The 24,376-nt window shown below is 68.5% G+C and carries 21 protein-coding genes; 5 read left to right on the forward strand and 16 right to left on the reverse strand.

The annotated features are described in order from the left end of the window. The first annotated feature begins 216 nt into the window (after window positions 1-216). Both lexA and OHA18_RS00115 read left to right on the forward strand, forming a co-directional pair. Window positions 217-1,005 carry a transcriptional repressor LexA gene (gene lexA / locus OHA18_RS00110; RefSeq protein WP_329001297.1) on the forward strand — a complete coding sequence of 263 codons (789 nt, stop codon included), beginning with the start codon at window positions 217-219 and terminating at the stop codon, window positions 1,003-1,005. A 48-nt stretch (window positions 1,006-1,053) separates the two neighbouring features. Further along, window positions 1,054-1,563 (forward strand): glutathione peroxidase, encoded by a 510-nt coding sequence (locus OHA18_RS00115; protein WP_329001299.1) that lies wholly within the window; start codon window positions 1,054-1,056, stop codon window positions 1,561-1,563. A gap of 183 nt (window positions 1,564-1,746) precedes the next feature. Here the strand turns inward: OHA18_RS00115 and ligD are convergent, their stop codons facing one another. The 6 genes from ligD to macS all read right to left on the reverse strand — a co-directional run bounded on the left by ligD (window position 1,747) and on the right by macS (window position 9,850). Continuing rightward, window positions 1,747-2,718 carry a non-homologous end-joining DNA ligase gene (gene ligD, locus OHA18_RS00120; RefSeq protein ID WP_329001300.1) on the reverse strand — a complete coding sequence of 324 codons (972 nt, stop codon included), beginning with the start codon at window positions 2,716-2,718 and terminating at the stop codon, window positions 1,747-1,749. Continuing rightward, on the reverse strand, window positions 2,715-4,709 hold the full coding sequence (locus OHA18_RS00125) for an ATP-dependent DNA helicase (RefSeq protein ID WP_329001301.1): 1,995 nt from the start codon (window positions 4,707-4,709) through the stop codon (window positions 2,715-2,717). Before OHA18_RS00125 ends, ligD begins: the two co-directional genes overlap by 4 nt. 82 nt (window positions 4,710-4,791) lie before the next feature. Then, the gene (locus OHA18_RS00130; protein WP_329001302.1) at window positions 4,792-5,598 is read right to left on the reverse strand and encodes a COG4705 family protein; all 807 of its coding nucleotides are present in this window, start codon (window positions 5,596-5,598) and stop codon (window positions 4,792-4,794) included. 45 nt (window positions 5,599-5,643) lie between these two features. Next, window positions 5,644-7,944 (reverse strand): protein translocase subunit SecD, encoded by a 2,301-nt coding sequence (gene secD / locus OHA18_RS00135; RefSeq protein WP_329001304.1) that lies wholly within the window; start codon window positions 7,942-7,944, stop codon window positions 5,644-5,646. Between the two features lie 155 nt (window positions 7,945-8,099). Next, complete coding sequence (locus OHA18_RS00140) at window positions 8,100-8,732, reverse strand: response regulator transcription factor (protein ID WP_329001306.1); 633 nt, start codon at window positions 8,730-8,732, stop codon at window positions 8,100-8,102. Beyond that, window positions 8,729-9,850, reverse strand: a complete 1,122-nt coding sequence (macS, locus tag OHA18_RS00145; protein WP_329001307.1) for a MacS family sensor histidine kinase — start codon at window positions 9,848-9,850, stop codon at window positions 8,729-8,731. Before macS ends, OHA18_RS00140 begins: the two co-directional genes overlap by 4 nt. 187 nt (window positions 9,851-10,037) lie before the next feature. Between macS and OHA18_RS00150 the strand changes: the two genes are divergently transcribed. Then, on the forward strand, window positions 10,038-12,413 hold the full coding sequence (locus tag OHA18_RS00150) for an immune inhibitor A domain-containing protein (protein WP_329001308.1): 2,376 nt from the start codon (window positions 10,038-10,040) through the stop codon (window positions 12,411-12,413). A 52-nt stretch (window positions 12,414-12,465) separates the two neighbouring features. Here OHA18_RS00150 and hflX read toward each other — a convergent pair whose 3' ends face one another. Together hflX and dapF are read right to left on the reverse strand one after the other, a co-directional pair. Further along, window positions 12,466-13,947, reverse strand: a complete 1,482-nt coding sequence (hflX, locus tag OHA18_RS00155) for a GTPase HflX (RefSeq protein ID WP_329001310.1) — start codon at window positions 13,945-13,947, stop codon at window positions 12,466-12,468. Window positions 13,948-14,029: 82 nt separating this feature from the next. Next, on the reverse strand, window positions 14,030-14,872 hold the full coding sequence (dapF, locus tag OHA18_RS00160; protein WP_329001311.1) for a diaminopimelate epimerase: 843 nt from the start codon (window positions 14,870-14,872) through the stop codon (window positions 14,030-14,032). Between the two features lie 15 nt (window positions 14,873-14,887). Between dapF and OHA18_RS00165 the strand changes: the two genes are divergently transcribed. Continuing rightward, on the forward strand, window positions 14,888-15,136 hold the full coding sequence (locus tag OHA18_RS00165) for a hypothetical protein (protein WP_329001313.1): 249 nt from the start codon (window positions 14,888-14,890) through the stop codon (window positions 15,134-15,136). Here OHA18_RS00165 and OHA18_RS00170 read toward each other — a convergent pair. From OHA18_RS00170 to OHA18_RS00185, 4 genes are read right to left on the reverse strand one after another with little or no spacing between them, the layout of a single operon-like run. Continuing rightward, window positions 15,129-16,661: an N-acyl-D-amino-acid deacylase family protein gene (locus OHA18_RS00170; RefSeq protein ID WP_329001314.1), complete on the reverse strand. Its 1,533-nt coding sequence runs from the start codon at window positions 16,659-16,661 to the stop codon at window positions 15,129-15,131. The two genes, OHA18_RS00165 and OHA18_RS00170, sit on opposite strands and share 8 nt — an antisense overlap. A gap of 4 nt (window positions 16,662-16,665) precedes the next feature. After that, on the reverse strand, window positions 16,666-17,796 hold the full coding sequence (menC, locus tag OHA18_RS00175) for an o-succinylbenzoate synthase (RefSeq protein WP_329001315.1): 1,131 nt from the start codon (window positions 17,794-17,796) through the stop codon (window positions 16,666-16,668). Beyond that, window positions 17,786-18,430: a MurR/RpiR family transcriptional regulator gene (locus tag OHA18_RS00180; protein WP_329001316.1), complete on the reverse strand. Its 645-nt coding sequence runs from the start codon at window positions 18,428-18,430 to the stop codon at window positions 17,786-17,788. The genes menC and OHA18_RS00180 overlap by 11 nt, the downstream gene beginning before the upstream one ends. Next, on the reverse strand, window positions 18,423-19,088 hold the full coding sequence (locus OHA18_RS00185) for a GNAT family N-acetyltransferase (RefSeq protein ID WP_329001317.1): 666 nt from the start codon (window positions 19,086-19,088) through the stop codon (window positions 18,423-18,425). Before OHA18_RS00185 ends, OHA18_RS00180 begins: the two co-directional genes overlap by 8 nt. A gap of 68 nt (window positions 19,089-19,156) precedes the next feature. On the opposite strand from OHA18_RS00185, the gene OHA18_RS00190 reads away from it, so the two are divergent. Beyond that, window positions 19,157-20,248, forward strand: a complete 1,092-nt coding sequence (locus OHA18_RS00190) for a M20/M25/M40 family metallo-hydrolase (protein ID WP_329001318.1) — start codon at window positions 19,157-19,159, stop codon at window positions 20,246-20,248. Here the strand turns inward: OHA18_RS00190 and ggt are convergent. The 4 genes from ggt to miaA form a co-directional block, all read right to left on the reverse strand. After that, on the reverse strand, window positions 20,241-22,046 hold the full coding sequence (gene ggt / locus OHA18_RS00195) for a gamma-glutamyltransferase (RefSeq protein ID WP_329001319.1): 1,806 nt from the start codon (window positions 22,044-22,046) through the stop codon (window positions 20,241-20,243). The two genes, OHA18_RS00190 and ggt, sit on opposite strands and share 8 nt — an antisense overlap. A gap of 84 nt (window positions 22,047-22,130) precedes the next feature. Further along, window positions 22,131-22,823, reverse strand: coding sequence for a hypothetical protein (locus OHA18_RS00200; RefSeq protein WP_329001321.1), 693 nt, complete (start codon window positions 22,821-22,823; stop codon window positions 22,131-22,133). Between the two features lie 6 nt (window positions 22,824-22,829). Beyond that, the gene (locus OHA18_RS00205) at window positions 22,830-23,333 is read right to left on the reverse strand and encodes a SigE family RNA polymerase sigma factor (RefSeq protein ID WP_329001322.1); all 504 of its coding nucleotides are present in this window, start codon (window positions 23,331-23,333) and stop codon (window positions 22,830-22,832) included. Then, entirely contained in the window at window positions 23,320-24,282 is a 963-nt protein-coding gene (gene miaA / locus OHA18_RS00210; RefSeq protein WP_329001323.1) for a tRNA (adenosine(37)-N6)-dimethylallyltransferase MiaA, read from the reverse strand. The genes OHA18_RS00205 and miaA overlap by 14 nt, the downstream gene beginning before the upstream one ends. Window positions 24,283-24,376: the final 94 nt, after the last annotated feature.

A 24,376-nucleotide genomic window follows, 5' to 3' on the forward strand; every position in this document is an offset into this window, starting at 1 on the left:
TCGCGCAACCATTTCCAACCAGGACACGCCCGCAAAATTCCCACCGCCCCGGATGCCTCGCGCGCGACTTATAACCTGACACACGAACAGACGTGCGAACCGACACGCCTTCGAACAGATGTTTGAAGAATCTCAGGATTCGGTCTACGGTCGTCACAGTCGAGCAAGCTTCGGCCGGTGGTGTGATCGCCGGCCCGACCCGAGGAGCAACCACCGATGGCCAGGACGCCGAGCGGTTCCAGCAACGACGAGCGCACCGGTGCGGACAAGGCTGGGGACAAGGCTCGGGACCGGACCGTCAGCGAGCTGCCCGACGGGCCGGCCGACGCGACCGGCCTGACCCCGCGCCAGCGCCGCGTGCTGGACGTGATCCGCGATTCGGTGGACAGCCGGGGGTACCCGCCGTCGATGCGCGAGATCGGTGAGCGGGTCGGACTGACCAGCTCCTCGTCGGTGTCACACCAGCTCCGCGTGCTCGAGCAGAAGGGTCTGCTCCGCCGCGATCCCAACCGCCCCAGGGCCATCGAGGTCCGCTACCCGGGCGAGGTCGACGCCGCGGCCCGGCGGTCGGCGCTCAGTGCGGTGCGGCAGACGGCGTACGACGAGACCGGGGCCGGTGACGCGCACCCGGACGCGGTCTACGTCCCGATGGTCGGCCAGATCGCCGCCGGTAACCCGATCCTCGCCGAGCAGGAGATCGAAGAGGTCTTTCCGTTGCCCAAGGCAATGGTCGGCGAGGGCACGCTGTTCATGCTGAAGGTCAAGGGTGAGTCGATGATCGACGCGGCCATCTGCGACGGCGACTGGGTGGTCGTCCGGCAGGAGCAGACCGCGGAGAACGGCGACATCGTGGCCGCGATGATCGACGGCGAGGCGACCGTGAAGACGTTCAAGAAGACCAAGTCCGAGGTGTGGTTGCTACCACACAACCCGGCGTTCGAGCCGATCGACGGCAAGGACGCGGTCATTCTCGGAAAGGTCGTAACAGTTCTGCGCCGAGTCTGAAATCTCAGACGGCGAGCGAAGTCGGGCGTGTCGTGTCAGCATTGAGTCATGACGACTGTCTATGACTTCAGCGCCACGCGGATCGAAGGCAATGAACAGTCTCTTGCCGATTTCCGCGACCAGGTGCTCCTGGTGGTGAACACGGCGTCGCAGTGTGCCCAGACTCCGCAGTACTCAGGTCTGCAGAAGCTCTACCGGACGTACCGCCGGCAGGGCTTCTCGGTGCTCGGCTTTCCCTGCGACCAGTTCGGCCATCAGGAGCCTGGTGACGAGAACGAGATCGCGAACTTCTGCTCGACGATCTACCACGTCACGTTCCCCATGTTCGCCAAGATCGACGTCAACGGGTCGAAGACGATCCCGTTGTACAACTGGCTGAAACGCGAGCAGGGCGGCCTGCTCGGCGGCCGGATCAAGTGGAACTTCACCAAGTTCCTGCTCGGTCGCGACGGAGGGGTGATCGCGCGCTACGCGCCCACCCACTCGCCGGAGAAGCTGGCCGACAAGATCGAGGCCGCGCTGGCGGTGCCTGCGCCGTCGAGGGAAACGAACGACTGACCCATCGCGGTTCGGGGCCGTGCGCAACAAGTCGTTCAGCGTGAAGAGCACCGAGGTTCGCTGCCGGTGTTGGCGGAAATTCCTTGTTTTCTGCGACATCTGAACAACAACCGTCGCAGTGCCACAGAATTCTCACCGCATTCCGAACATTTACCTCGGCTGTCTGCATGTCGCTCCCCCGGCTCAGGACACCAGCACCGTTTCGGGGTCGATGTCGAGCCGCAATCCACGCCAGACCGGATGCCGGAGCCGGCCGTCGCCGCCCCAGCCGGAGTAGGTGACCTCGGCGACCAGCACGGGATCGAGCCAGTGCGCGCGCCGCCGGTCGGTCATCGGGATGCTCGACGCGTCGAACGACGGGCGGTCGACCTCGAGGCCGGACAGTTCCGCGCTGAGCATGTCGAGGGTCGCGAAGTCCAGGCCGGATCCGACCTTACCGATCAGCACGAGGTCGCCACCCGGTTCGGCGTACGCGCCGCAGTAGAAGGAACCGATCATCCCTTCCCGGTTGCCCTCCCCCGGATGCCACCCGCACAGCACGACGTCCCTGGTCTGCACCGGCTTGATCTTGATCCAGTCGGCGCTGCGACGGCCCGGCAGGTACCGCGACTTGCGCCGCTTCGCCACGACGCCTTCGAGTCCTTGCGCGGCGGACTGGTCCAGGGCGTCCGTGCCGTCCAGCAGCGCCGGTGGGATCTCCCAGAACGGGTCGCCGATGTCGAGCGAGTCGAGCAGACCGCGACGTTCGTCGTACGTTGCCTCTAGCAACCACTTGCCGTCGAACCGAAGGATGTCGAAGAGCCGGACCGAGACCGGCACCTCGGTGATCAGGTGCCTGAGCTGGCGTGGATCGCGGACGTGCATCCGGCGCTGCAGCAGACCGAACGACGGGGCTCCGTTCTCGTCCAGGGTGACGATCTCACCGTCCAGTACGGCGGGCAGCCGCAACCCCGGCGCTTCGGCGAGACCGATCAGCTCCGGGTACCCGCCGGAGATGTCGTGGCTGTTGCGCGACCACAGCCGGCACACCCCGTTGTCGACCTCGGCGATGACGCGGATGCCGTCCCACTTCAACTCGTACGACCAGCCCGGACCCGATGGCATCTGCCCCAGCGCCGCCATCATCGGCAGCACGGGCGGACCGGCCGGGCTCATGAGGACTGCAGTCGTTTCAAGGCGCCAAGCACCTTCTCACGATCGGCGGTCGGCCACATCGGGGGCAAGGAGGCGCGCAGGAACGCGCCGTACCGCTGGGTGACGATGCGGGGGTCGAGGATCGCGACCACGCCGCGGTCGGTGCTGCGGCGGATCAGCCGGCCGGTGCCCTGGGCGAGCAGCAGCCCGGCGTGCGTCGCGGCGACAGCCATGAACCCGTTGCCACCCGCTTCGTCGACTGCTCGCTGGCGGGCTGCCATCAGGGGCTCGTCGGGGCGCGGGAACGGGACGCGGTCGATGATCACCAGATTGCAGGTCGAGCCCGGCACATCGATCCCCTGCCACAGCGACAGCGTCCCGAACAGCGACGTCTCCGGGTCGTCGACGAACTCGCGGGCCAGCTCACCGAGCTGCGCGTCGCCCTGACACAGCACCTTGAGGTCAGTGGCCTCGCGCACTGCGGCCGTCGCGGCCTCGGCGGCGCGACGGGACGAGAACAGGCCGAGTGTCCGGCCGCCGGCCGCGGTGATCAGGTCGATGATCTCCTCGAACTGCTTCTTGCCCAGCCCGTCGCGGTGCGGGGGCGGCAGATGCTTGGCGACATACAGAATCGCCTGCTTCTCGTACTCGAACGGGGAGCCGACGTCGAGACCGCGCCACGGCAGCGGAGCCGTCTCCGAGTCCTCCAGCTCCGGCATTTCCTCGTCGTCGTCGAGCTTGTCGGCGGGCCGGAGACCGACCTGGCGGGCGATCGCGTCGAAGTCGCCGCCCAGGGTGAGCGTGGCAGAGGTGAGGACGGCGGTGCGCCCGCGGAGGACCAGCTCGCGGAGCAGGCCGGCTACGGTCAGCGGCGCGATCCGGAGCTCGCGACCGAAGCGGTCGCGGTCGATCATCCAGACGACGTCGAGATCGCTCAGCGCGGCGACCCGCTCGGCCACGTCGAAGATCTCCTTGACCGCGCCCTTGGACTGCCGCTTGGCGCCGTCCGGGTCGTCGTCCTTGTCGTCGGACTTCTTGTTGAGGTCGGAATACATCCCGCGGGCGGCGTCGCGGACCAGGGCGGCAGCCTCCAGGACCGGACCGTTGGCTGCCTCGATCCGGCCTTCGCGGGTGCCGTCGAGGGCCGCGCGGAGGGCGTCGGAGGCGTCGATCAGGTCGTCGGCCTTGTCGTCGTCGACGAACCGGCGGGCGCGCTTGGCGGCGCGCTCGACCATCTGCGGCGACAGCTCGTCCCCCGCGGCGCCGGTGACCCGGGCGGGCAGCTCGTGAGCCTCGTCGACGATCACGACGTCGTGCTCGGGCAGGACGGTCCGGTTCTCGAAGGCGTCGATCGAGAGCAGGGCGTGGTTGGTGATGACGATGTCGGCCTTGCGGGCGTGCTCCTTGGCCTTCTCGGCGAAACACTCCTCGCCGTACGGGCATTTCTGCGCGCCGAGGCACTCGCGCGCAGCGATCGCCACCTGCTGCCAGGCCTGGTACTGGTGGGAGGGCGCGTGGTCCCGGTCGCCGGCCTCGCCGTCGGCCAGCTGCTGCTCGGCCCAGTCGCGCAGCTCGATCACCTGGCGGCCGACCTCACCGGGCGGCGGCACGTCGATGAGCATCCCGTCCTCGTCCGGTGCGCCCTCGCGGATCCGGTGCAGGCAGGCGTAGTTGTTCCGCCCCTTCTGGATCGCGTACGACGGTCTGCGCGGGAGGAGCTTCTCCGTCGCGTCGAGGAGCGCCGGCACGTCGCGGTCGACGAGCTGTGACTGGAGCGCGAGGGTTGCCGTGGAGACGACCACCCGGCGGTCCTCGATCGCATGCAGCAGCGCGGGCACGAGGTACCCGAGGGACTTGCCGGTGCCGGTGCCGGCCTGGACGAGGAGATGCGATCCGTCATGCATCGCGGTGTCCACGGCTTGCGCCATCTCCACCTGCCCTGGCCGCGTCTGTCCTGCGATCCCGGCCACGGCAGCTTCCAGCAGATCCCGCACATCAACACCCACCGCCACACCCTAGCCCGGAGGACGGACAGATTTCCGATCCGGCAGGCGGGGGTGTGGATAACCGAGCGCCACTGCGGAGACGCGAGGTCTAGGGAGCCGAGTCGAGGACCGGGTCGGGTTCGCTGCCGGCCGAGTCACGGGCGTGGACCGCCGCATGATCGACGTCGTTGTGAGTCACGGTCAGGTAGGCGACGAACACCGCGAAGAGCAGTAGCCCGATCCCGGTGACGGGGCCGATTCCCCAGCCGACACCGCCGTCGTGGGTGCCTTTGCCGAGCCAGTCGGCGACCGAGGCGCCGAGCGGTCGGGTCAGGACGTACGACGCCCAGAACGCGACCGTGACGTTGAGGCCGAGCTTCCACAGGCCGAGCGGCACCACGATGAGCACGGCGAAGAGCAGGATCGACCAGGTGAAGCCGAGGCCGAAGTCGATGGCGGTGGCGTCACCGACGGCGGTGCCGAGGCCGAAGGTCAGCAGGACGACGCCCCAGTAGAACCGCTCGCGCCGCGCCGTGGTGATCGAGTGCACAGAGATGGTGCCTTCGCTGCGCTTCCACCAAGTCAGCAGGCCGCACAGCAGTACGAGGTACACGATGGAGTCGAACCAGTACGGCGTACCGAGCGCGACATGTGGTCCGTCGGCGATCATCGTGCCGAAGACGGCGACGCCGAGCACGGTCGTCCAGTAGCGCACCGGGTGGTAGCTCTCGGCCTTCAGTTGCAGGTAGAGGGCGGCGAAGAAGCCACCGACCCCGACGACGGCCGCCAGCGGGATGCTGATGGTGCCGAGGAAGTCCGATGCGGTCTCGCCGATCCCGGTCGTCAGGAGCTTGACCACCCAGAACAGCAAGAATACCGCGGGGACCTTTGGGGCCGGGAAGACTCGTATCTGCATGGGCCGGGAGGCTAGCCCTCCGACCCTGACAGATTGCTGAGCGCGTCAGACGACGGCGCCGCGGTCGGGTTGGGCGTCGCGGTCGACCTGGGCGCGCTTCGGACGGGGCGGTGGGGCTGGGTAGCGGCGTTCGAGCTCGAGCAGGAATGGCGCGGCGGTGAGGTTCGACGAGTAGGTGCCGACGAGGATGCCGAGCAGCAGCGCGAGGGCGAAGTCGGCCAGCGAATCGCCGCCCAGGAACAGCAGTGCGCTGAGGATGAACAGGGTCGAGATGCCGGTGTTGATGGTCCGCGGGAGAACGTTGACGATCGCGGTGTCGATGACCTTGCCGAGGTTGTCGGTGGCACGAGCGTTGCGGGTCTCGCGGATGCGGTCGAAGACCACGACAGAGTCGTTCACCGTGTAGCCGATGATCGTCAGGATCGCGGCCAGGAAGATGCCGTCGATCGGCTTCCCGGTCCAGGCGAAGACGCCGACCACGACCGCGACGTTCTGCACGAGCGCCAGCACCGCGCCGGCGCCGAAGGTCCAGCGGAAGCGGGCGGCCAGGTACGCCAGCTGTGCGAGCAATGCGATGCCGAGCGCGATCAGGCCCTTGTTCCGCAGTTCCTCACCGAGCGACGGGCCGATGCTCTCGTTGCGGATCACCTCGGCGCCGCTGCCGATCCGCGAGATCGATTCCTTGATCTTCTCGGCTTCGTCGTCGCTGATCGTCCCGGTCCGCACGGTGATGTCGTCGGTCCCGGAGGCCTGCACGACCGCGGTCGGGTACCCCGCTTCGCCCACGGCGGCCCGTGCTTGATCGGGCGTGACCGGCTGCGTCGTGCTGACCTCGATCAGCCGGCCGCCGGTGAACTCGATGCCGAGATTCAGACCGCGTACGGCGACGCCGGCCACGCTCACGATGATCGCGACGGCCGTGATCACCAGCCAGCGGCGGCTGTGCTTCATCAACGCCGGCTGCCGCGCCTCCAGCCAGGTGCGGACCCGGCCGTGGCCGGCGATGCCGCTGAGGGCGGGGCGACGCAGGATGAAGCCACGCGACACCGCGAACTCCGCGAAGACCCTGGTCACGACGAGCGCGGACAGCATCGAGGCGAGCACACCGATCGACAGCGTGACGCCGAAGCCGCGGACCGGACCGGCAGCCAGGAAGAACAGCAGACCGGCAGCGAGGAGAGTGGTGATGTTGGAGTCGGCGATCGCGGACAGCGCGTTCTGGAAGCCGCTTCGGAGCGATCGACGAAGGCCGTCTGTGCGACCGGCGATGTAGTCCTCGCGGGCGCGTTCGAAGACCAGAACGTTCGCGTCGACCGCCATCCCGATCGCCAGCACGAAGCCGGCCAGGCCGGGCAAGGTCAGGGTCGCTCCGAGCGCGGTCAAGGCGGCGTACGACATCGCGGCGTACCCGAGGAGACCGAGGACCGCCATCAGGCCGACGAGGCGGTAGACCACGATGATGAACAGGGCGGTCAGCGCGAGACCGATCATCGCGGCGAGGGCGCTGGCCTGGATCGCGTCCTGGCCGAGCGACGGGCCGACCGTCCGCTGGTCGATCACCTGGACCGGCACGGGCAGCGCGCCACCGGAGATCAGCGCCGCCAGGTCCTTCGCGTCCTCCTCGGTGAACGCGCCGGAGATCGTCGTCGTACCGCCGGTGATGCCGATGTTGCAGAGCTGGTTGCCGCCGTTCGGGTCGACCTGCGGGGCGCTGATCACCTCGTTGTCCAGCACGATCGCGATCAGCCGGGGCGCGGTGTTCACCGGGTTGCAGGCGGCCTTGCCGGTGATGGACGACCAGATCTTGCCGCCGTCGCCCTTGAAGTTCATCTCGACGAACCAGCCCTGCGCGACCTGCTGCGGGTCGAGCCGGCCCTCCGCGCCGCTGACCAGCTCACCGGTCATCGCGGGCTTGGCGAGCCGGAGGAAACCCTGGCCGCTCTCGCTGGGCAGATACAGCTCGCCTGCCGCCGGTTTGGCCGGCTTGGTGGCGACCTGGTCGAGCACCTCGTGGAAGGTCAGCTGCGCGGTCTTGCCGATCACCTTCGCGGCCTCGCGCGGGTCCTGCACACCGGGCAGCTCGACGATGATCCGGTTCTCGCCCTGGCGGGTCACGTTGGGCTCGCTGACGCCCAGCGCGTCGATCCGCCGGTGCAGGACCTGGGTGGCTTTGTCGGTCGTCTCCTTGGTCGCCTTGACCGTCGGAGAATCCTTCGCCTCGAGCACGATCTGCGTCCCGCCGCGCAGGTCGAGACCGAGCTGTGGTTTCGCGGTCAGCGTGACGTACGTCGACGCCGCGAGAACCAGGAACGCGAGCAGTACACGGATGAGGGACGACCGGTTCACCGAAGCCTCCGGGGCTGGGCACCCGCAGTGCGGATGTCGTGACAGAGAGCACCCACGCCAAGCGTGGACGCACAGTGTACGAACCCATTCAAGCCGCGAGTGCACAATCCCACAAGCGACTGGGTCGCGAGTACCAGCCGCGGAGTACGCGTGGGCTAGCTGTCCAGGCCGTGTTCTATGGCGTAGCGGACGAGTTCGGCTCGGTTGTGGAGTTGGAGTTTGCGGAGGGTGTTCTGGACGTGGTTCTCGACGGTGCGGTGGGAGAGGACCAGGCGGGTGGCGATCTGTTTCGCGGTGAGGCCGCGGGCTACCAGTCGTAGTACCTCGGTCTCTCGGTCGGTCAGTTGGGGCACGTCCGGCCCGACGGCCTCGAGGCGGCGGTACTCCCCCAGCAGCAGTCCGGCCAGGCCGGCGCTGAAGATCGCGTCGCCTTCGGCAGTACGGCGTACCGCTTCGTCGAACTCGTCCAGCGACGCGGACTTCACCAGATACCCGGACGCGCCGTTCTTCACCGCTGCGAGTACGTCGTCCTGCTCGGCGCTCGCCGACAGCACGAGGACTCGCGTGTCGGGCAGCGCCGTGGTGATCTCGCGGGTCGCGTCCACGCCGGATCCGGATCCGAGCTGCAGGTCCATCACGACCACGTCCGGGCGGGTCGCCAGCGCGATCTTCACCGCGCTCGCGACGTCCGAGGCGGTCGCGCACACGTCGTACCCGCGGCTGCCGAGGTCGCGCGCCACTCCCTCGCGCCACATCGGATGGTCGTCGACGATCATGACTCGGGTCATGCGGTGACCTTCAGCTCCCACTCGGTTCCTTCGCCTGGTGCGGTCCGTACGGCGACGGTGCCGCCCAGGTCGGCGATCCGGCCGCGGATCGACTGGCTGACGCCCAGGTGGCCGTCGACGCGGGCCTGCTCGAGCCGGGCGGGCGTCGTACCGACTCCATCGTCGCGGATCGAGACCACGACATTGTCGCCGAGGTCCTCGATCGCCACCCAGCAGCGGGCGTCCGGGCCGGCGTGCTTGGTGACGTTGCTCAAGGCCTCCTTGACCGCGGCAACCAGTTCAACAGCTGTGGCGGCGGGCAGCAGGACCTGCGCGGCCGGTACGACGACGTCGACCCGGGTCGTGGCTAATGGCAACAACAGCCCGCACAGGTCCGCCTTGCCGCCCTCGGCCACGGCCGGGCGCGTCGACATCAAGGTGCGGAGGGCAACTTCCTGTTCGGCGGCGAGCTGGGCGAGCTCGAGCGCGTCGCCGCCGATCGCCGTACCGCGGCGCTGGACCTGCGCGAGCACCTGCAGTACGCCGTCGTGGATCGAGCGACTGAGCCGCAGCCGCTCGGCGGTCGCACTCTCCGCAGCGATCGCCGACCGGAGCCGGGCGCCCGCCCGCCGCATCGTCGAGGCGGCGTACCCGACGACCAGACCGGCAACCAGGAGCAGCTCGACGTTGCTGAGGATCTTCGAGGCGTTCTCGACGCCGCGCAGGGACAACAGCGCCAGGCTGATCGTGGCCGCGCCGAGCAGGCCGCCGTCGCGGCCGCGGGAGATCGCCAGCGCGAGGACCGGTCCGGCGGCCCAGACCGAGGTCAGCACCGACGCTCCGCCGCGGATGTCGATCAGGGGCTGCGCCCACAAGGTCGCGTACATGCAGCCGACCGTGACGGCCAGGTCCGCGAACGCGAGCCGGGTGTTGCGGCGCCCCCAGCGACGGCTGTAGCCCAGCGACGAGATCAGCGTCCAGATCCCCATCACGACCATCTGGAGCACCGCGCCGGACGGCCGGGCGATGCCGTCCCAGCGGGTCCACACGCCGAAACAGGCGAACGCCCAGGTGATCACGCGGAAGACCACCAGCGCACGCCACAGCGGCTGCAGCAGGTCGACCGTCTCGCGCTCCACGCGGGACAGTCTGCCAAGGACCCGGGCTGCCGGGCGTGAGCCCTATTACTCAGTGCGCAGGATTCCCCGCACCTTCACAGGTTTTCCTCAGTTTCACCTTCAGCTGAGCGGATTTTCCCCGTACCCTCGCGCAAACACGCTCGGGGGAGCTTCGATCACACTGCGTTATCAGACACGGAGGGGAATCGTGCGCAAGCTACCCGCCGGGCTGTTCAGCCTGGCTCTGGCGGCGACGACCGGGCTCGGCATGGCCGCAGCCTCGGCAACCAACGCCGCCACACCGCCCAAACAAGGGTCGGCGCCGATCGCCAGCGAGGCCGCGCCGGCACCGGACGAGCTGTCCAGCCCGCTGGAGGACAAGCGCCGCGAGCTGCGGCAGGAAGCCCTGACCCAGGTCATCAACGGACAGGCCACGCCCGAGCAGCGCAACGGCAGCACGGTCGTCAAGGTCGGCACCAAGGCCGCCGGCGCCAAGGGCACCAAGAACGCGAAGGGCAAGGTCGACCAGTACGTCGAGCTGAGCCGCGAGAAGACCGACCGGATCTTCGTCGTACTCGCCGAGTTCGGCAACGAGCGGCACCCGAACTACCCCGACCAGGACACCGCGCCGGCGGTCCCTGGCCCGGCGACCTTCGAGGGACCGCTGCACAACGCGATCCCGGCACCGGACCGTTCGGTCGACAACTCGACCGTCTGGCAGGCCGACTACAGCCAGAAGCACTTCCAGGACCTGTACTTCGGCAACGGCAACTCGGTGAAGAAGTACTACGAGAAGCAGTCGTCCGGCCGGTACTCGGTGTCCGGCGAGGTCACTGACTGGGTGAAGGTCAAGTACAACGAGGCTCGGTACGGCCGCTCGAACGGCTACCCGTGCGCCGGCAACGTCTGCAACAACACCTGGAGCCTGATCCAGGACGCGGTCAACCAGTGGGTCGCCGACCAGGAAGCGAAGGGCCGGACCAAGGCCGCGATCACCGCGGACCTGAAGTCGTTCGACCAGTGGGACCGCTACGACTACGACGGTGACGGCAACTTCAACGAGCCCGACGGTTACATCGACCACTTCCAGATCGTGCACGCCGGCGGCGACCAGGCCGACGGCGACCCGTGGCAGGGCGAGGACGCGATCTGGTCGCACCGCTGGTTCGCCGGCTTCCCCGGCGGCCCGGCCACCAACCCGAACGGCGGCGCGCAGATCGGCGACACCGGCCTCTACGTCGGTGACTACACGATCCAGCCGGAGAACGGCGGCATCAGCGTCTTCGCGCACGAGTACGGCCACGACCTCGGTCTGCCGGACGAGTACGACACCTCCGGTGCGGCCGTCGAGAACGGCGTGAACTGGTGGACGATCATGTCCCAGAGTCGCGTCAGCAAGCCCAGCGACGGTGGTATCGGCGAGCAGGCGGCCGACTTCAACGCCTGGGACAAGCTGCAGCTCGGCTGGCTCGACTACGAGATCGTGACCGCCGGCCAGAACCGGACCGTCGACCTCGGCCCCCACGAGTACAACTCGAAGAAGGCCCAGGGCCTGGTGGTGACGCTGCCGAAGAAACAGGTGGAGCACCAGCTCGTCCAGCCGCCCGCCGGGACCAAGGACTGGTGGAGCGGTCAGGGCAACAACTTCACGCACACGATGAGCCGGCAGGTCGCGCTGCCGGCCGGTCAGCCCGCCGGCCTCACCTTCCAGGCCAACTGGGACATCGAGGACTGCGGTACGACGGCGTGTGACTACGCCTACGTCGACGTGAACGACGGATCCGGCTTCAAGACGATCCCCGGCAGCATCACGAACGCCGCCGAGGGCAACGGCATCGACGGCAAGAGCCCTGGCTGGGTGCCTGCCACGTTCGACCTGTCGGCGTACGCCGGTAAGACGATCACGCTGCAGTTCCGCTACGCCACCGACCCGGCGGCCGGCGGGATCGGCTTCTTCGCCGACGACATCAAGGTGAACTCGGGCTCCACCACGGTTGTCAGCTCCGGTGCGGAGACCTCGCCGGACGGGTGGACGCTGAACGGGTTCAGTGCGGTCGGCGCGTCGTACACGAGCCAGCACGACAACTACTACCTGGCGTCGAACATCAACTACGTCGACTACGACAAGAACCTGCAGACCGGCCCGTACAACTTCGGGTGGGCGAGCACGCTGGCCGACAAGGTCGAGCACTTCCCGTACCAGGACGGTCTGCTGATCTGGTACTGGGACACCTCGCAGGAGGACAACAACACCAACGAGCACCCGGGTGAGGGCCTGATCCTGCCGATCGACTCGCACCCGACGCCGATCAACCGGCTCGACGGCCAGATCTGGCGTCCGCGGGTCGCGGCGTACGATGCGCCGTTCGGCCTGGAGAAGGCGGACTCGTTCAGCCTGCACGTCAACGGGCAGGCCAGCTACATCCGCGGCCAGAACGCCGTCCAGACCTTCAACGACAGCAAGTCGTACTGGACCGCGGACCAGCCGACGAGCAGCGTCAAGGTCCCGAACAACGGGGTCAACATCAAGGTCGTCTCGAAGACCGGCACCTCGATGAAGGTGCAGGTCTCCAAGCGCAAGTAGCACGACGCAGAACAGCCCCCGGAGGATTCTCCGGGGGCTGTTCCTGTGTGGATCAGGCCACTGCGTACGGCGTCAGGTCGCCGGCGAGGGCCGGGTGGACCCGGGCTGTTACGCGGGTGCCCTCGGCGGTGTGTTCGAGCTGCTCGACCGAGCCTTCGGAGTGGATCCGGGACACCAGGTCGCCGCGGTCGTACGGCAGCAGGACGTCGAGGGCGACGTGCGGCTGCGGCAGCCCGCCTTCGATCAGCTCGCGGAGCTTGTCCATGCCCTCGCCGGTGCGGGCCGACACCACGATGGCGTGCGGCTCGCGGTGCAGGATCGGCGCCAGCGTCATCGGATCGGCCAGGTCGGCCTTGTTGATGACGATGATCTCGGGCACGTCGGTCGCGTTGATCTCGGCCAGTACTTCGCGCACCGCGTGGATCTGCGCCAGCGGGTCGGGGTGCGAACCGTCGACGACGTGCAGCAGCAGGTCCGCGTCCGCGACCTCCTCCAGCGTCGAGCGGAACGCCTCGACGATGTCGTGCGGCAGGTGCCGGACGAACCCGACGGTGTCGGTCAGCGTGTACACGCGCCCGTCCGCGGCCGTCGTACGCCGGGTGGTCGGGTCCAGGGTCGCGAACAACGCGTCCTCGACCAGCACGCCGGCGCCGGTGATCTTGTTCAGCAGCGACGACTTGCCGGCGTTGGTGTACCCCGCGATCGCGACCGAAGGCACCAGGTTGCGGCGACGCTCCTGGCGGAGGGTCGAACGCTTGCCCTTCAGGCTCTTCAGCTCACGGCGGAGCTTGGCGATCTTGGTGTTGATCCGGCGCCGGTCGGTCTCGATCTTGGTCTCACCGGGACCACGGCCACCGATACCGCCACCGGCCGCACCGACGCGTCCACCGGCCTGGCGGGACAGGTTTCCACCCCAACCACGCAGGCGCTGCTTCATGTACTGCAGCTGCGCCAGCTCGACCTGGGCCTTACCTTCCTTGCTCTTCGCGTGCTGGGCGAAGATGTCCAGGATCAGCGCGGTCCGGTCGACCACTTTGACCTTGAGCTTGTCCTCCAGGTTGCGCAGTTGCGCGGGAGCGAGCTCGCCGTCGGCGATCACCGTGTCCGCGCCGAGCGACGCGACCAGGTTGCGCAGGTCGACCACCTTGCCGGAACCGATGAAGGTCGCCGCGTCGGGCTTCTTCCGCCGCTGGATCACGCCGTCCAGAACCTCGGAACCGGCGGTCTCGGCGAGCAGCTTGAGCTCGGCCAGCGAGTTCTCCGCGTCCTCGGCGCTGCCTTCGGTCCAGACGCCGACCAGCAGCACCCGCTCGAGCAGCAGCTTGCGGTACTCGACCTCGCTGATGTCGGTCAGCTCGGTGGACATCCCGACCACGCGGCGAAGCGCTTGGCGCTCCTCCAGCTCGAGGCCCTCGGTGCTCAGTTCGTGTTCATACTCATCGTGACCCGACAACGAAGCGCCGGAGTCATCGCCCTCGAGGAGGTCGGTTTCGACGTCGGTGGTCTCGTCGTATGCATGTGATTGGGTCGTCATATACCTTCCATGGTGGCACGGGCCTCCAGTAGAGGCGACCCGTTTACCCACGTCAACGCCCCATGCAGTACCGAGATTCCCCTCAGGCGGGAAGCCAGGCGCGATCGAAGTCCCCGCGAGCGTGCAGAACGGCCGGTCCGGTCAGCTCCAGATGGTTGTCCGTACGCCACGTCACGCTCACTTCACCACCCGGTACGCCGACCCGGTACGTGACCGGGAGCTCGTCGCGGGCCTGGCGCGCCGCGGCCACGGTCACCGCGCACGTGCCGGTCCCGCAGGACCGCGTCTCCCCCGCACCACGCTCGTGCACCCGCATCTGCACATCGTGCGCATCCCGCCGTACGACGAACTCCACGTTCACCCCGTGCGGGAAGGCCGAGGTGGGCGACCAGCTCGGCTGGTCGCACAGGTTGCCCGGCTCGTCCAGGTTGTCGACGAACGCGACCGCGTGCGGATTGCCCATGTCGACATGGACGGCGGGCCACTGGTGACCGTTGGCCTCGACCACGATCCCGCCGGGACCGGGGAGGGCCGGCTCGCCCATGTCGACGGTCAGCGTGCCGTCGTCGTTCTGGGTGACTGCCTTGATGCCGGCCCGAGTGCCGATCTGGACGGGCTTGTCGTCGATCAGCCCCGCGTCCGCCAGGTACTTCACGAAGACACGGATGCCGTTCCCGCACATCTCCGCGATCGAACCGTCCGCATTCCGGTAGTCCATGAACCAGTCGCCACCGTCCTCGACGTACGACTGCTTGTCGCCCTGGATCACCCGCAGTACGCCGTCGGCGCCCAGCCCGGCGTGCCGATCGCACAGGAACCGGACCAGCTCCGTGTCCAGCTCACCGTGCAGTGAACCGTCGGGATCGGGCAGGATCACGAAATCGTTCTCCGTACCGTGACCCTTCAACCAGGGAAACGTGCTCATGAAGGAGATCGTACGGTGCTGACCGCCTACTTCTGGGAGCAGGACGACGCGGAGGCCGTCGCCGAGCAACTCGGCGGCGAGGTGCGGCGGGGGCGCTTTCACGGTGAGGACGACGACGAGGACCACCCGTGGGTCGTCGTGCTGACCGCCGGCGACGAGGTAGAGCGCGTGGTGGCCGAGCACGACGGATGGCTTGAGACCGGGACGAATAAGGCCGGTGGGGTCCCTGCGCCGTTGCCGCAGGAACCCAAACGGTTCAAGTGAGGACGCGGCCCGGACGGAGACCCGTGGGTTTTCCGTTGGCCAGGGCGAGCTGACCGGCGACCAGGACGTGGTCGACGCCGACGGACAGTTGCCACGGTGCGTCGTACGTCGACTTGTCGGCGATCGTGTCCTGGTCGAGGACGACGAGGTCCGCGATCGCGCCGGGTTCGATCACGCCGCGGTCGGAGAATCCGAGGCGAGCCGCGGGTAGGGAGGTCATTCGGCGGATGGCCTCGGCCAGCGTGAAGATGCCCAGATCGCGGGCGTAGTGGCCGAGCACGCGTGGGAACGTGCCGAAGTTGCGCGGATGTGGGTGGCCGGGGCCGGTCGCGTCCATGATCCAGCCGTCGCTGGCGACCGCCGTACGAGGGTGTTCGAGGACGGTGACGACGTCGTCCTCGCTCATCGCGTGGTTGACCACGCTGACCGCGGCCTGGTGGGACTCGAGGATGCGGAGCACGATCTCGGCGGCGTCCACGTCGTCGCGCCGGGCGATCTCGGTCAGGCTGAGGCCGCGGCTTTCCTCGTAGCGACCGGGTGGCAGTGAGGCGATGACGACCGAGTCCGGCGACAAGAGTTTGTCGGAGCGCAGGGCGTCGGCGATCCGCTCGCGTTCGGCCGGATCCGCGAGCCGATCGAGCAGCGTGCCGTCGGCCAGGGCCCAGGTGGGCAGGCGGGTGGTGAGCGTGGTGCTGGTCGCGGTGTACGGGTAGGCGTCCCAGCCGACGTCATCGGCCTGTTCGAGACGTTCGAGCGCAGCGTCGACAAGACCGTGGTTGGCCTTGCCGACTGCCTTGAGATGGGACACCTCGAGGCGTGCTCCACCACGGCGTGCGGCGGAGATCGCTTCGTCGAGGGCCGCGAGCAGGCCGGCGCCCTCGTTGCGGATGTGGGTCGAGTAGAGCAGGTCGCACTCGGCGGCGGTGGCGACGAGCGCAGCCACCTCCTCCGGCGACGCGTAGGCGCCCGGTGCGTAGATCAGCCCGGTGGAGAACCCGACCGCGCCTTGGTCGGCAGCCGCTCGGAGCAGGTCTTGCATCTGCCTGAGCTCGTCCGGTGACGGCGCCCTGCGAGCGTTGCCCATCACCGCGATCCGCAACGTGCAATGCCCCACCTGGAGGGCCAGGTTCACGGCGGGTTCCAACGTTGCAGCGAACCCGCCGAGATCGTCCCAGGACCAGTCGTGCTTCGACCCGAGGAACGCCGTACCCGCACGCAACGTCTCCAGGTCGGTGACCGGGAACGGCGACCAGCCGCAGTTGCCCGCGACCAGCGTGGTGACACCCTGGGCCAGCTGGGACTCGGCGGCCGGACTTGAGCCCAGACTGAAATCCGCATGTGAGTGAAGATCGATGAACCCCGGTGCCACAATGTTGCCTGTGGCATCGATGACCTCTGCCCCGGACGGCGTCGCACCGGGTGACAGCACCGCGGTGATGCGATCGCCCTCGACCAGCACGGTCCCGGGCATCGGTTCGGCGCCGGTCCCGTCGGCGATCAGGCCGCCGGTCACTGCCACGCGCATGGAGTCACTCCTGTTCTGGCCCGAGGGACAGCTCGGCGACAGTGTTGGCCTCGATCAGCGCCCGGTCCACGGCATGGCCGAGACCGGTTGCCTCGGGCACCTGTACGACGCCGTCGGCCGCGACGACGGCGGGTTCGACGACGTCCCGGGCGTAGTACTTCTCCGAGGCGGACACGTCCGATGGGAGGGTGAACCCGGCGAGGCTGGAGAGTGCGACGTTCGCGAGCCGGCCGATGCCGAACTCGTGCATGCCGCCGCACCAGACCGGGATGCCTGCGTCCCGCGCCCGGTCGTGCGCTTCACGCGCTGGGGTCAGGCCGCCCATCCGGGACACCTTGATGTTGAGGACCTGCAGCGCTTGTAGCGCCAGCGCCGTCTCCAGGTCGTCGACGGTCTCGATGCTCTCGTCCAGGCACACCGGTGTCTCGATCGTGCGTTGCAGCTCGGCGTGCGTGAGCAGGTCGCGTGGCGCGAACGGCTGCTCGATCATCGTCAGGCCGAACTCGTCCAGCTCCTGCAAGAGTTTCAGGTCTCCGGCGGTGTAGATGCCGTTGGCATCGACATGGAGATCGAGATCCGGGTATGCCGTCCGCACCGCCCGGACCGGTTCGATGTCCCAGCCGGGGGCGATCTTCAGCTTCACCCTCGGGTAGCCGGCGGTCACCTGCGCGGCGACCTGGGTGAGGAGGTCGTCGATCGTCGGTTCGATGCCGAGCGAGACACCCGCGACGACCTCTGTGCGCTCTCCGCCCAGGACTGTTGCCAACGGCATGGAGTTGGCCTCTGCGTACAGCACCCAGGCGGCGGTGTCCACGCCTGCCTTGGCGAAGAAGTTGCCGCGGACCTTCGACCAGCGGCTTGCAAGCTGCGCCGGGTGTGTCCAGGAGTGATTCAGGACGGCGGGCAGCAGGTAGTGCGAGGCGATGTGCCAGCAGGACTCGACGGTCTCCGGCGCGTAGTACGGATCGGATGAGGAGGCGATCTCACCCCAGCCGACCGCGCCGGACGCGTCCTCCAGTTCGACCAGGATGTGGTCGAGGAACGCCTTACGGTGTGAGCTGGTCTGGAACTCGTGCACCAACGGCAGTCGCACCCGATGCAGCCGGGCGGCGACGATCTTCAGTTCAGTTGACATACAGCCCCAGCTCCGTGTTCAGGCGGTCCCGCTCGAGCAGCCGCCGCCGCGCGCCCTTCGCGCTCGCCGTGGTCAGCGTCGCGAGCACGTGCAGCACGGAGGCGACGACGGTCGGAGAGTCGACGTACGACGCACTCCCGGTCGCGACGTAGATGCTCTGGTCGGCGATCTTGGCCAGCGGCGCGTCCTCGAAGTCCGTGACCGCGACCAGCTCCCCACCCGCCTCCACGAAGCGCCGCGCGATCTCGACGGTGTCGCGCCGGTACCGGCGGAAGGAGAACGCGACCATCAGGTCGTTCGACCGGACGTCGGACAGTACGTCGACGCCGCGGACGACCGTGCCGTCGATCAACGTCACCTGCGACAGGCCGGCGCCGAGATCGAAGGCCAGCAAGGACGCATATGAGAACGATTTCGCCGAGCCGACGATGAAGCGCCGGCGGGCCGCGACGATCCGGGCCGCCGCCTGGGCGATGGATTCGTCGGTCAGGATCTGGTCCAGAGCCTCGTCGATCGACGCGCGCTCCTGCTCGACCACGCGGCGCTGCAGCAGCGTCGAGGACCGGCGTTGCAGGCGGGCGTCGTACCGCTCGTGGGGGCTGGCGAGCTCGCGGTTGCGCGGGTCGTCAGGCATCGGCCGGCCCGAAGTAGTAGGCGCCGTTGCCATCCGGAAGGCGGCGGCAGGAAACGGCGACCAGTCCCTTGCCGAGCAAGGTCTCGAAGGACTTGCGGAGCTCGGCCGGGTCGCTCGGCAGGACCAGCTCGGTCAGCGCGGCCTCGTCGACGGCGGGCGGCCGCTCGCGGGTCAGGTCCCACTCGACGATCACCCGGTTGGTGCCCGGACCGTACATGTCCGGGGCGAACCAGCGGCCGCGCGCGCCGAGGACGTCGAGGTTGAAGTGCGCGTTGCGAACCTGCGCCGGATCGTACGTCCAGCGCATCCGCGACATACCGTGGCTCAGGGCAACTTCTCGCTGGGCGTGCTTGAGCATCCGGCCGAGGCCGTGCCCCTGCTGGTCGGCGGCGACCACGGCCGACTGCGAGTAGTGGTAGAAGCCACGCCGGTCGGTGCCGGCGAAGCCGTACGCGAAGGCGACCAGCTTGTCGCTCTCGTCGAGGATGCCGACCACCGATCCGCCGTTGCTCGCCAGCGCACCGAGCAGCCGCGGATTCAGCCCGTACGCCGGGTCGAGGTAGCCGAAGACCGCGCGGTACAGCTCCGAGGCCTCGGCGAACCTCGACGCCGTGGTGAGCGAGACAGCACGGAAGCTCACCTCGGAGATACGATTCATATCTTGAGTAGATCCCATTGATCTCAAGGGAGTCAATCGGTGATCAGATGATGATACGTTGACTATCCATGATCATCGAGCGACTCCAGGAGTACGTCCGCACGGAGACACCGACCGGAGACGCGGCGGCGCTGAACGCCTTCGCCGACCGGCTGGCCGAGCGGTACGGCGCGCTCGGCGCGACCGTTCGCCGGGTGCCGATGCCGACGGGCGATCACCTGGTGGCCGACTTCCCCGGTCGCGGGCCGCGGGCCGCGGAGGCGCCGCTGCTCTTCCTCGGGCACCACGACACCGTCTGGCCGATCGGGCAGCTCGCGGACGCGATGCCGTGGCGCGAGGAGGACGGCGTCATCCACGGCCCGGGCGTCTTCGACATGAAGGGCGGACTCGTCGTCCTGGAGACCGCGTTGGAGCAGGTCGCCGACCAGGACCACCGGCCGGTGCGGGTCGTCGTGGTCGCCGACGAGGAAGTCGGTTCGCCCTCGGCACGCTCGTTGGTGACTGCCGAGGCGGAAGGCGTGTACGCCGCTTTCGGACTGGAGCCGCCGCATCCGAACGGCGACCTCAAGACGTCGCGCTGGGGCAGCACGCGGGTCCGCATCGAGGTCACCGGCCGCGAGGCGCACGCCGCGCTCGACCCGGACAGCGGGATCTCCGCGATCGACGAGCTCGTCGACCAGCTGATCGCGGTTCGGCGGATCGTCGCGGAGTACGACGAAGTGCTGTGCAACGTCGGCACGATCACGGGCGGTGGGCGGACGAACGTCGTACCGGGATCCGCGGCGGCTGACATCGGGTTCCGCTTTGTCGATCCGTCGACCGAGAAGGCAGTGCTGGCAGCTGTCGAAGCCCTGCAACCGGTTCGAGCCGCTGAGTTGCAAGTGCGGGTGATGTCGAACCGCCCGGCGTGGCAGCCGTCGCCGGCAACCGACGAGCTGCTGGCAAAGGTGGCGGCGGCCGGGCGATCCGTCGGCCAGGAGGTCGGCGGTGCGGCCGCATCCGGCGCGGCCGACACCAACCTGACCGGCTGGCTCGGCATCCCGACCCTGGACGGCCTAGGCCCGGTAGGCAAAGGCGCCCACGCCGTCCACGAGCAGGTGATCGCGGCGACCCTGGCCGAACGGGTCGCCCTGGTCGCCGCGATCATCACGACTATCTAGGCCAGACGACTCCGGCTGCTCCCCCACCGCGTCGGCTCGGCTCCGCGGCGGCGAGGATTGCGCCGCCAGGCAGGAATTCCAGGCCCTCGAGGGCGCCGATCTCGGCGGCTGAGGAGCCGGGGGCGCCGGCCGGTGTGAAGGTGTGGCCGTACGGCGCGAGCGCGGCGCCGTATTTGTCGATGAAGGACTGCTCGGCCGTTACGGTCACGGTGTTGCGCTGGGACGCTCGCGGTGCGGCGATCGCCGCGGGCAGGGTCATGCCGCGGTCGAGGCGGTTCGTCAGCGTCTGCAGGACGGTGGTGATGATGGTCGAGCCGCCCGGCGATCCGAGGGCGATGAACGGCTTGCCGCCACGCAGCACGATCGTCGGCGAGATCGACGAGCGTGGCCGCTTGCCCGGCTGGATCCGGTTGGGGTCGGCGGGGTCGTAGACCGCGGAGAAGTCGGTGAGCTCGTTGTTCAGGATGAAGCCGCGACCGGGGACGGTGATGCCGCTGCCGCCGGTCTGCTCGATGGTCAACGTGTACGAGACGACGTTGCCCCACTTGTCCGCCGTGACCAGGTGCGTGGTCGACAGACCCTCGGTGTCCGGCCGCTGCGTCGTCGCGGCACCCTTCGCGCAGCGCTGATACTTGCCGTCCGGCGATCCGGCCGGCACCGGCTTGGTCGCCGCGTGGTTCGGATCGATCTGGCACGACCGCTCGGCGCCGAACCCGGCCGAGGTCAGCTCCTTGGTCGGCACGTTCACGAAGGCCGGATCACCGACGTACGCCGCCCTGTCCGCGAACGCCAGCGCCGACGCTTCAAGGTAGTTGTGCAGGTAGTCCGGCGTGCTCAGCTGCTTGAGGTGCTGCGGCTGGAGGATGTTGAGCGCCTCGCCGACGGTGGTGCCACCGGACGAGGACGGGGCCATTCCGTAGACGTCCAGACCGTCGTACCGGACCTTTGTCGGGACACGGTCCAACGGCTTGTACTTCGCGAGGTCGCCGGTGGTCATGTACCCAGGCATCACCGGCAGCGTGGTGGTCGCGGTCTTCGGCGGGTTCTTCACCACCGCGGTCATCTCCGCACCGAGAGCGCCGCCGTAGAAGGTCGAGAGGCCCTTCTTGCCGAGCATCCGGTAGGTGTCCGCGAGCTCCGGGTTCTTGAACACCGAGCCGACCTTCGGCGCGTCACCACCAGGCAGGAACAGCTTCGCGGTCGGCACGATCGCCGAGAACCGCGCCTTGTTCTCCTGCGTCTGGAGGTTGAACGTCGTGTCCACCACGAAGCCGCGGTCGGCCAGGTCGGCAGCCGGAGTGAGCGCCTTGCCCAGCGACAGCGAACCCCATTGGCGCAGGGCCGAGTCCCAGGTCGCCAGCGTGCCCGGGATACCCACGGACACACCGGACGTGACGAGCTCGGGGGTGAAGTTGTACGGCTTGCCGGTCGCCGGGTCGATGAACGCGTCCGACGGCATCGTCGCCGGCGCGGTCTCGCGGCCGTCGATCGTGGAGACCTTGCGGCTCTTGGCGTTGTAGTAGACGAAGTACCCGCCACCGCCGATGCCTGCGGAGTACGGCTCGGTGACGCCGAGCGCGGCAGCGGTCGCGACCGCTGCGTCGACCGCGTTGCCGCCGCGCCGCAGTACGCCGAGACCGGCGGCCGTCGCGTCCGCGTCGACCGAGGACACCGCTCCCCCGAAGCCGATCGCGGTCGGGTTCTTGACGGGTGGTTTCGGTGGGTTCGCGGCGGCGCTCGTACTCAGACCGGCCAGAACAAGGGCACCTGCAGACAGCGAAGCGACGAGCTTCTTCACCAGTACTCCCGCGGGGCGTCGGCGACAGGGACAACCCCCTTGCTATCCCACCGACGGGCTTCGCGCCAGTGCTAGTCCACAGTGCTAGTTCACTGCGCAGGAGTCCATGAAGCGTCGCAGTACGTCGTCGGGCCACTCGACCGTGCCGGTCGGGAGCTCGACCAGCAACCACTGGTCGGACAGCTTCACCTGGCCGGTCAGGCGGCCGTCCAGGGTGCCGATGTGGAAGGTCTTGCCGTTGCCGTCGGTGACGCGAACCGCCGAGAGACTGCGTGCTTGCGGGGCTGCTTGCAGAACGACCTTGGCGGCGGTGTCCGCCGTCCGCATCGTCGGCTGGGAAAGCACGACACGGTCGGCCGCGATCGGCGCCTCCGCGCTCCAGCCCTTCGGCGTCAGGCCGCAGTTGATCGTCCGCCACGGCTGGTTGTTGGCGACCAGCTCGACGACCGAGGCGCCGAACATCGACATCGTCTCGCCGCTCGACGGTTCGGCCGCCGGCGCCGTCGCGGGAGTCGGGGACGCGGCCGCGCTGGTCTCCGACTCACCTGAGCCTCCAGCAACCTCGGTGGTGTTCCCCCACCACTTCACCTGGTTGCCGATCGCGAGGGCGAGGGCCGACACAGCGGCAACGCACAGCACACCGGTGACGCGACGCCGGCGCTTGATCCGGCGCAGGGCGCGGCGGCCGCGGGTGACATCGGCCTCGATGTCAGCGTCCGGCAGCCCGTCTGCGGCTTGATCCGCGAAACCCTCCAACAACCTTTTGACCTCGTCCACCGGTCCTCAGCTACTCCCCGTCTCTTCCGTCATCAGGTCCTTCAACCGCTTCAGCGCCTTCGCCGTCTGGCTTTTCACCGTGCCCTCGGTGCACTCCAGGATCCGTGCGCAGGTGGCGACATCCAGGTCCTGGAAGTACCGCAGTACCAGCACCGCCCGCTGCCGTGGCGCGAGGTCCAGCAACGCGTCCCGGATGGCGAGGGTGTCGGCCTGGTCAGGTACGTCGGTCAGCCGCGGCTCGAGCGTCTCCGCGGTCACCACCTCCGGGTGGCGGCCGGCCCGGCGGCGCTCGTCCAGGAAGGCGTTGACCAGGATGCGGTGCGCATACGGGCCCGCGCCTTCGTGCTTGATCCGGTGCCAGTGCACGTACACCCGGGTGCAGGCGGTCTGGACCAGATCCTCGGCGGTGTGCACATCACCCGCGGTGAGCAGCAACGCCGTTCTCATCAGCCTGGTGCGGTCCGCGAGCAGGTACTCACGGAACTCGGCCTCACGGTCACCCCCTCGCATTCGATTCCACCCCGACTACGCCGCCGATCCCCCTGCGGTTGCCTTGGGCTATCACTCGAAGTGCCTTCTCCACCAAGTCGGGGTCGTTGTACTGCAGCCAACTGATGCGTTGGTCCTTACGGAACCACGAGTCCTGCCGGCGCGCGAACCGGCGCGTGGCCTGGGCGGTCCGTTCCCGGGCCTGCGTTTCGTCGATCTCACCGTTCAGCAACGCGATCACCTGCGAGTACCCGAGTGCGCGGTTGGCCGTCTTCCCCTCAATCAAACCCTTGTCCAACAGTCCTCGCACCTCGGCGACGAAACCCGCGTCGAACATCCGGTCCACCCGCAGGTCGATCCGCGCGTCCAGTTCGGGCCGCGGTACGTCGAGACCGAGCTGGATCGCCCCCGGGTACACATAGCGGTGCTCGGGCAGCGTGGCGACGTACGGGCCGCCGGTGATCTCGACGACCTCGAGCGCGCGGACGATCCGCCGGCCGTTGCTCGGCAGGATCTGGTCGGCGGCCGCCGGGTCGAGCTCGCGGAGTTTGTTGTGCAGGGCACCGGAACCGTCGGCGGCGAGTTCCGCCTCGAGCCGGGCGCGGACGACGGGGTCGGTGCCCGGGAAGACGAAGTCGTCAAGGATCGCGCGGACGTACAACGCGGATCCGCCGGCCAGGACCGGGACCTTCGTCCTGGTGATGCAGTCGTCGACGGCTTCCCGGGCCAACTGCTGGAACTCGGCCACGGTCGCGGTCTCGGTGACGTCGAGGATGTCCAGCAGATGATGCGGTACGCCGTGACGCTCGGCCGTGCTGATCTTCGCCGTACCGATGTCCATGCCGCGGTACACCTGCATGGCGTCGGCGTTCACCACCTCGCCGCCCAGGCGCTCGGACAGCGCGACGGCCAGATCGGACTTCCCGGCCGCGGTGGGACCGACGACCGCGACGACGAGTGGAGCAGGCATCGCTCCAGTCTGTCAGTTGGCCTCTGAAGAGTTCGCCAAGAGGTACGGACCAGCCTTGTGGATGACCCTGACTATTCGGTAGGAACGCCTGGAG

The sequence above is a fragment of the Kribbella sp. NBC_00709 genome (genome assembly GCF_036226565.1).
Lineage (GTDB): Bacteria > Actinomycetota > Actinomycetes > Propionibacteriales > Kribbellaceae > Kribbella.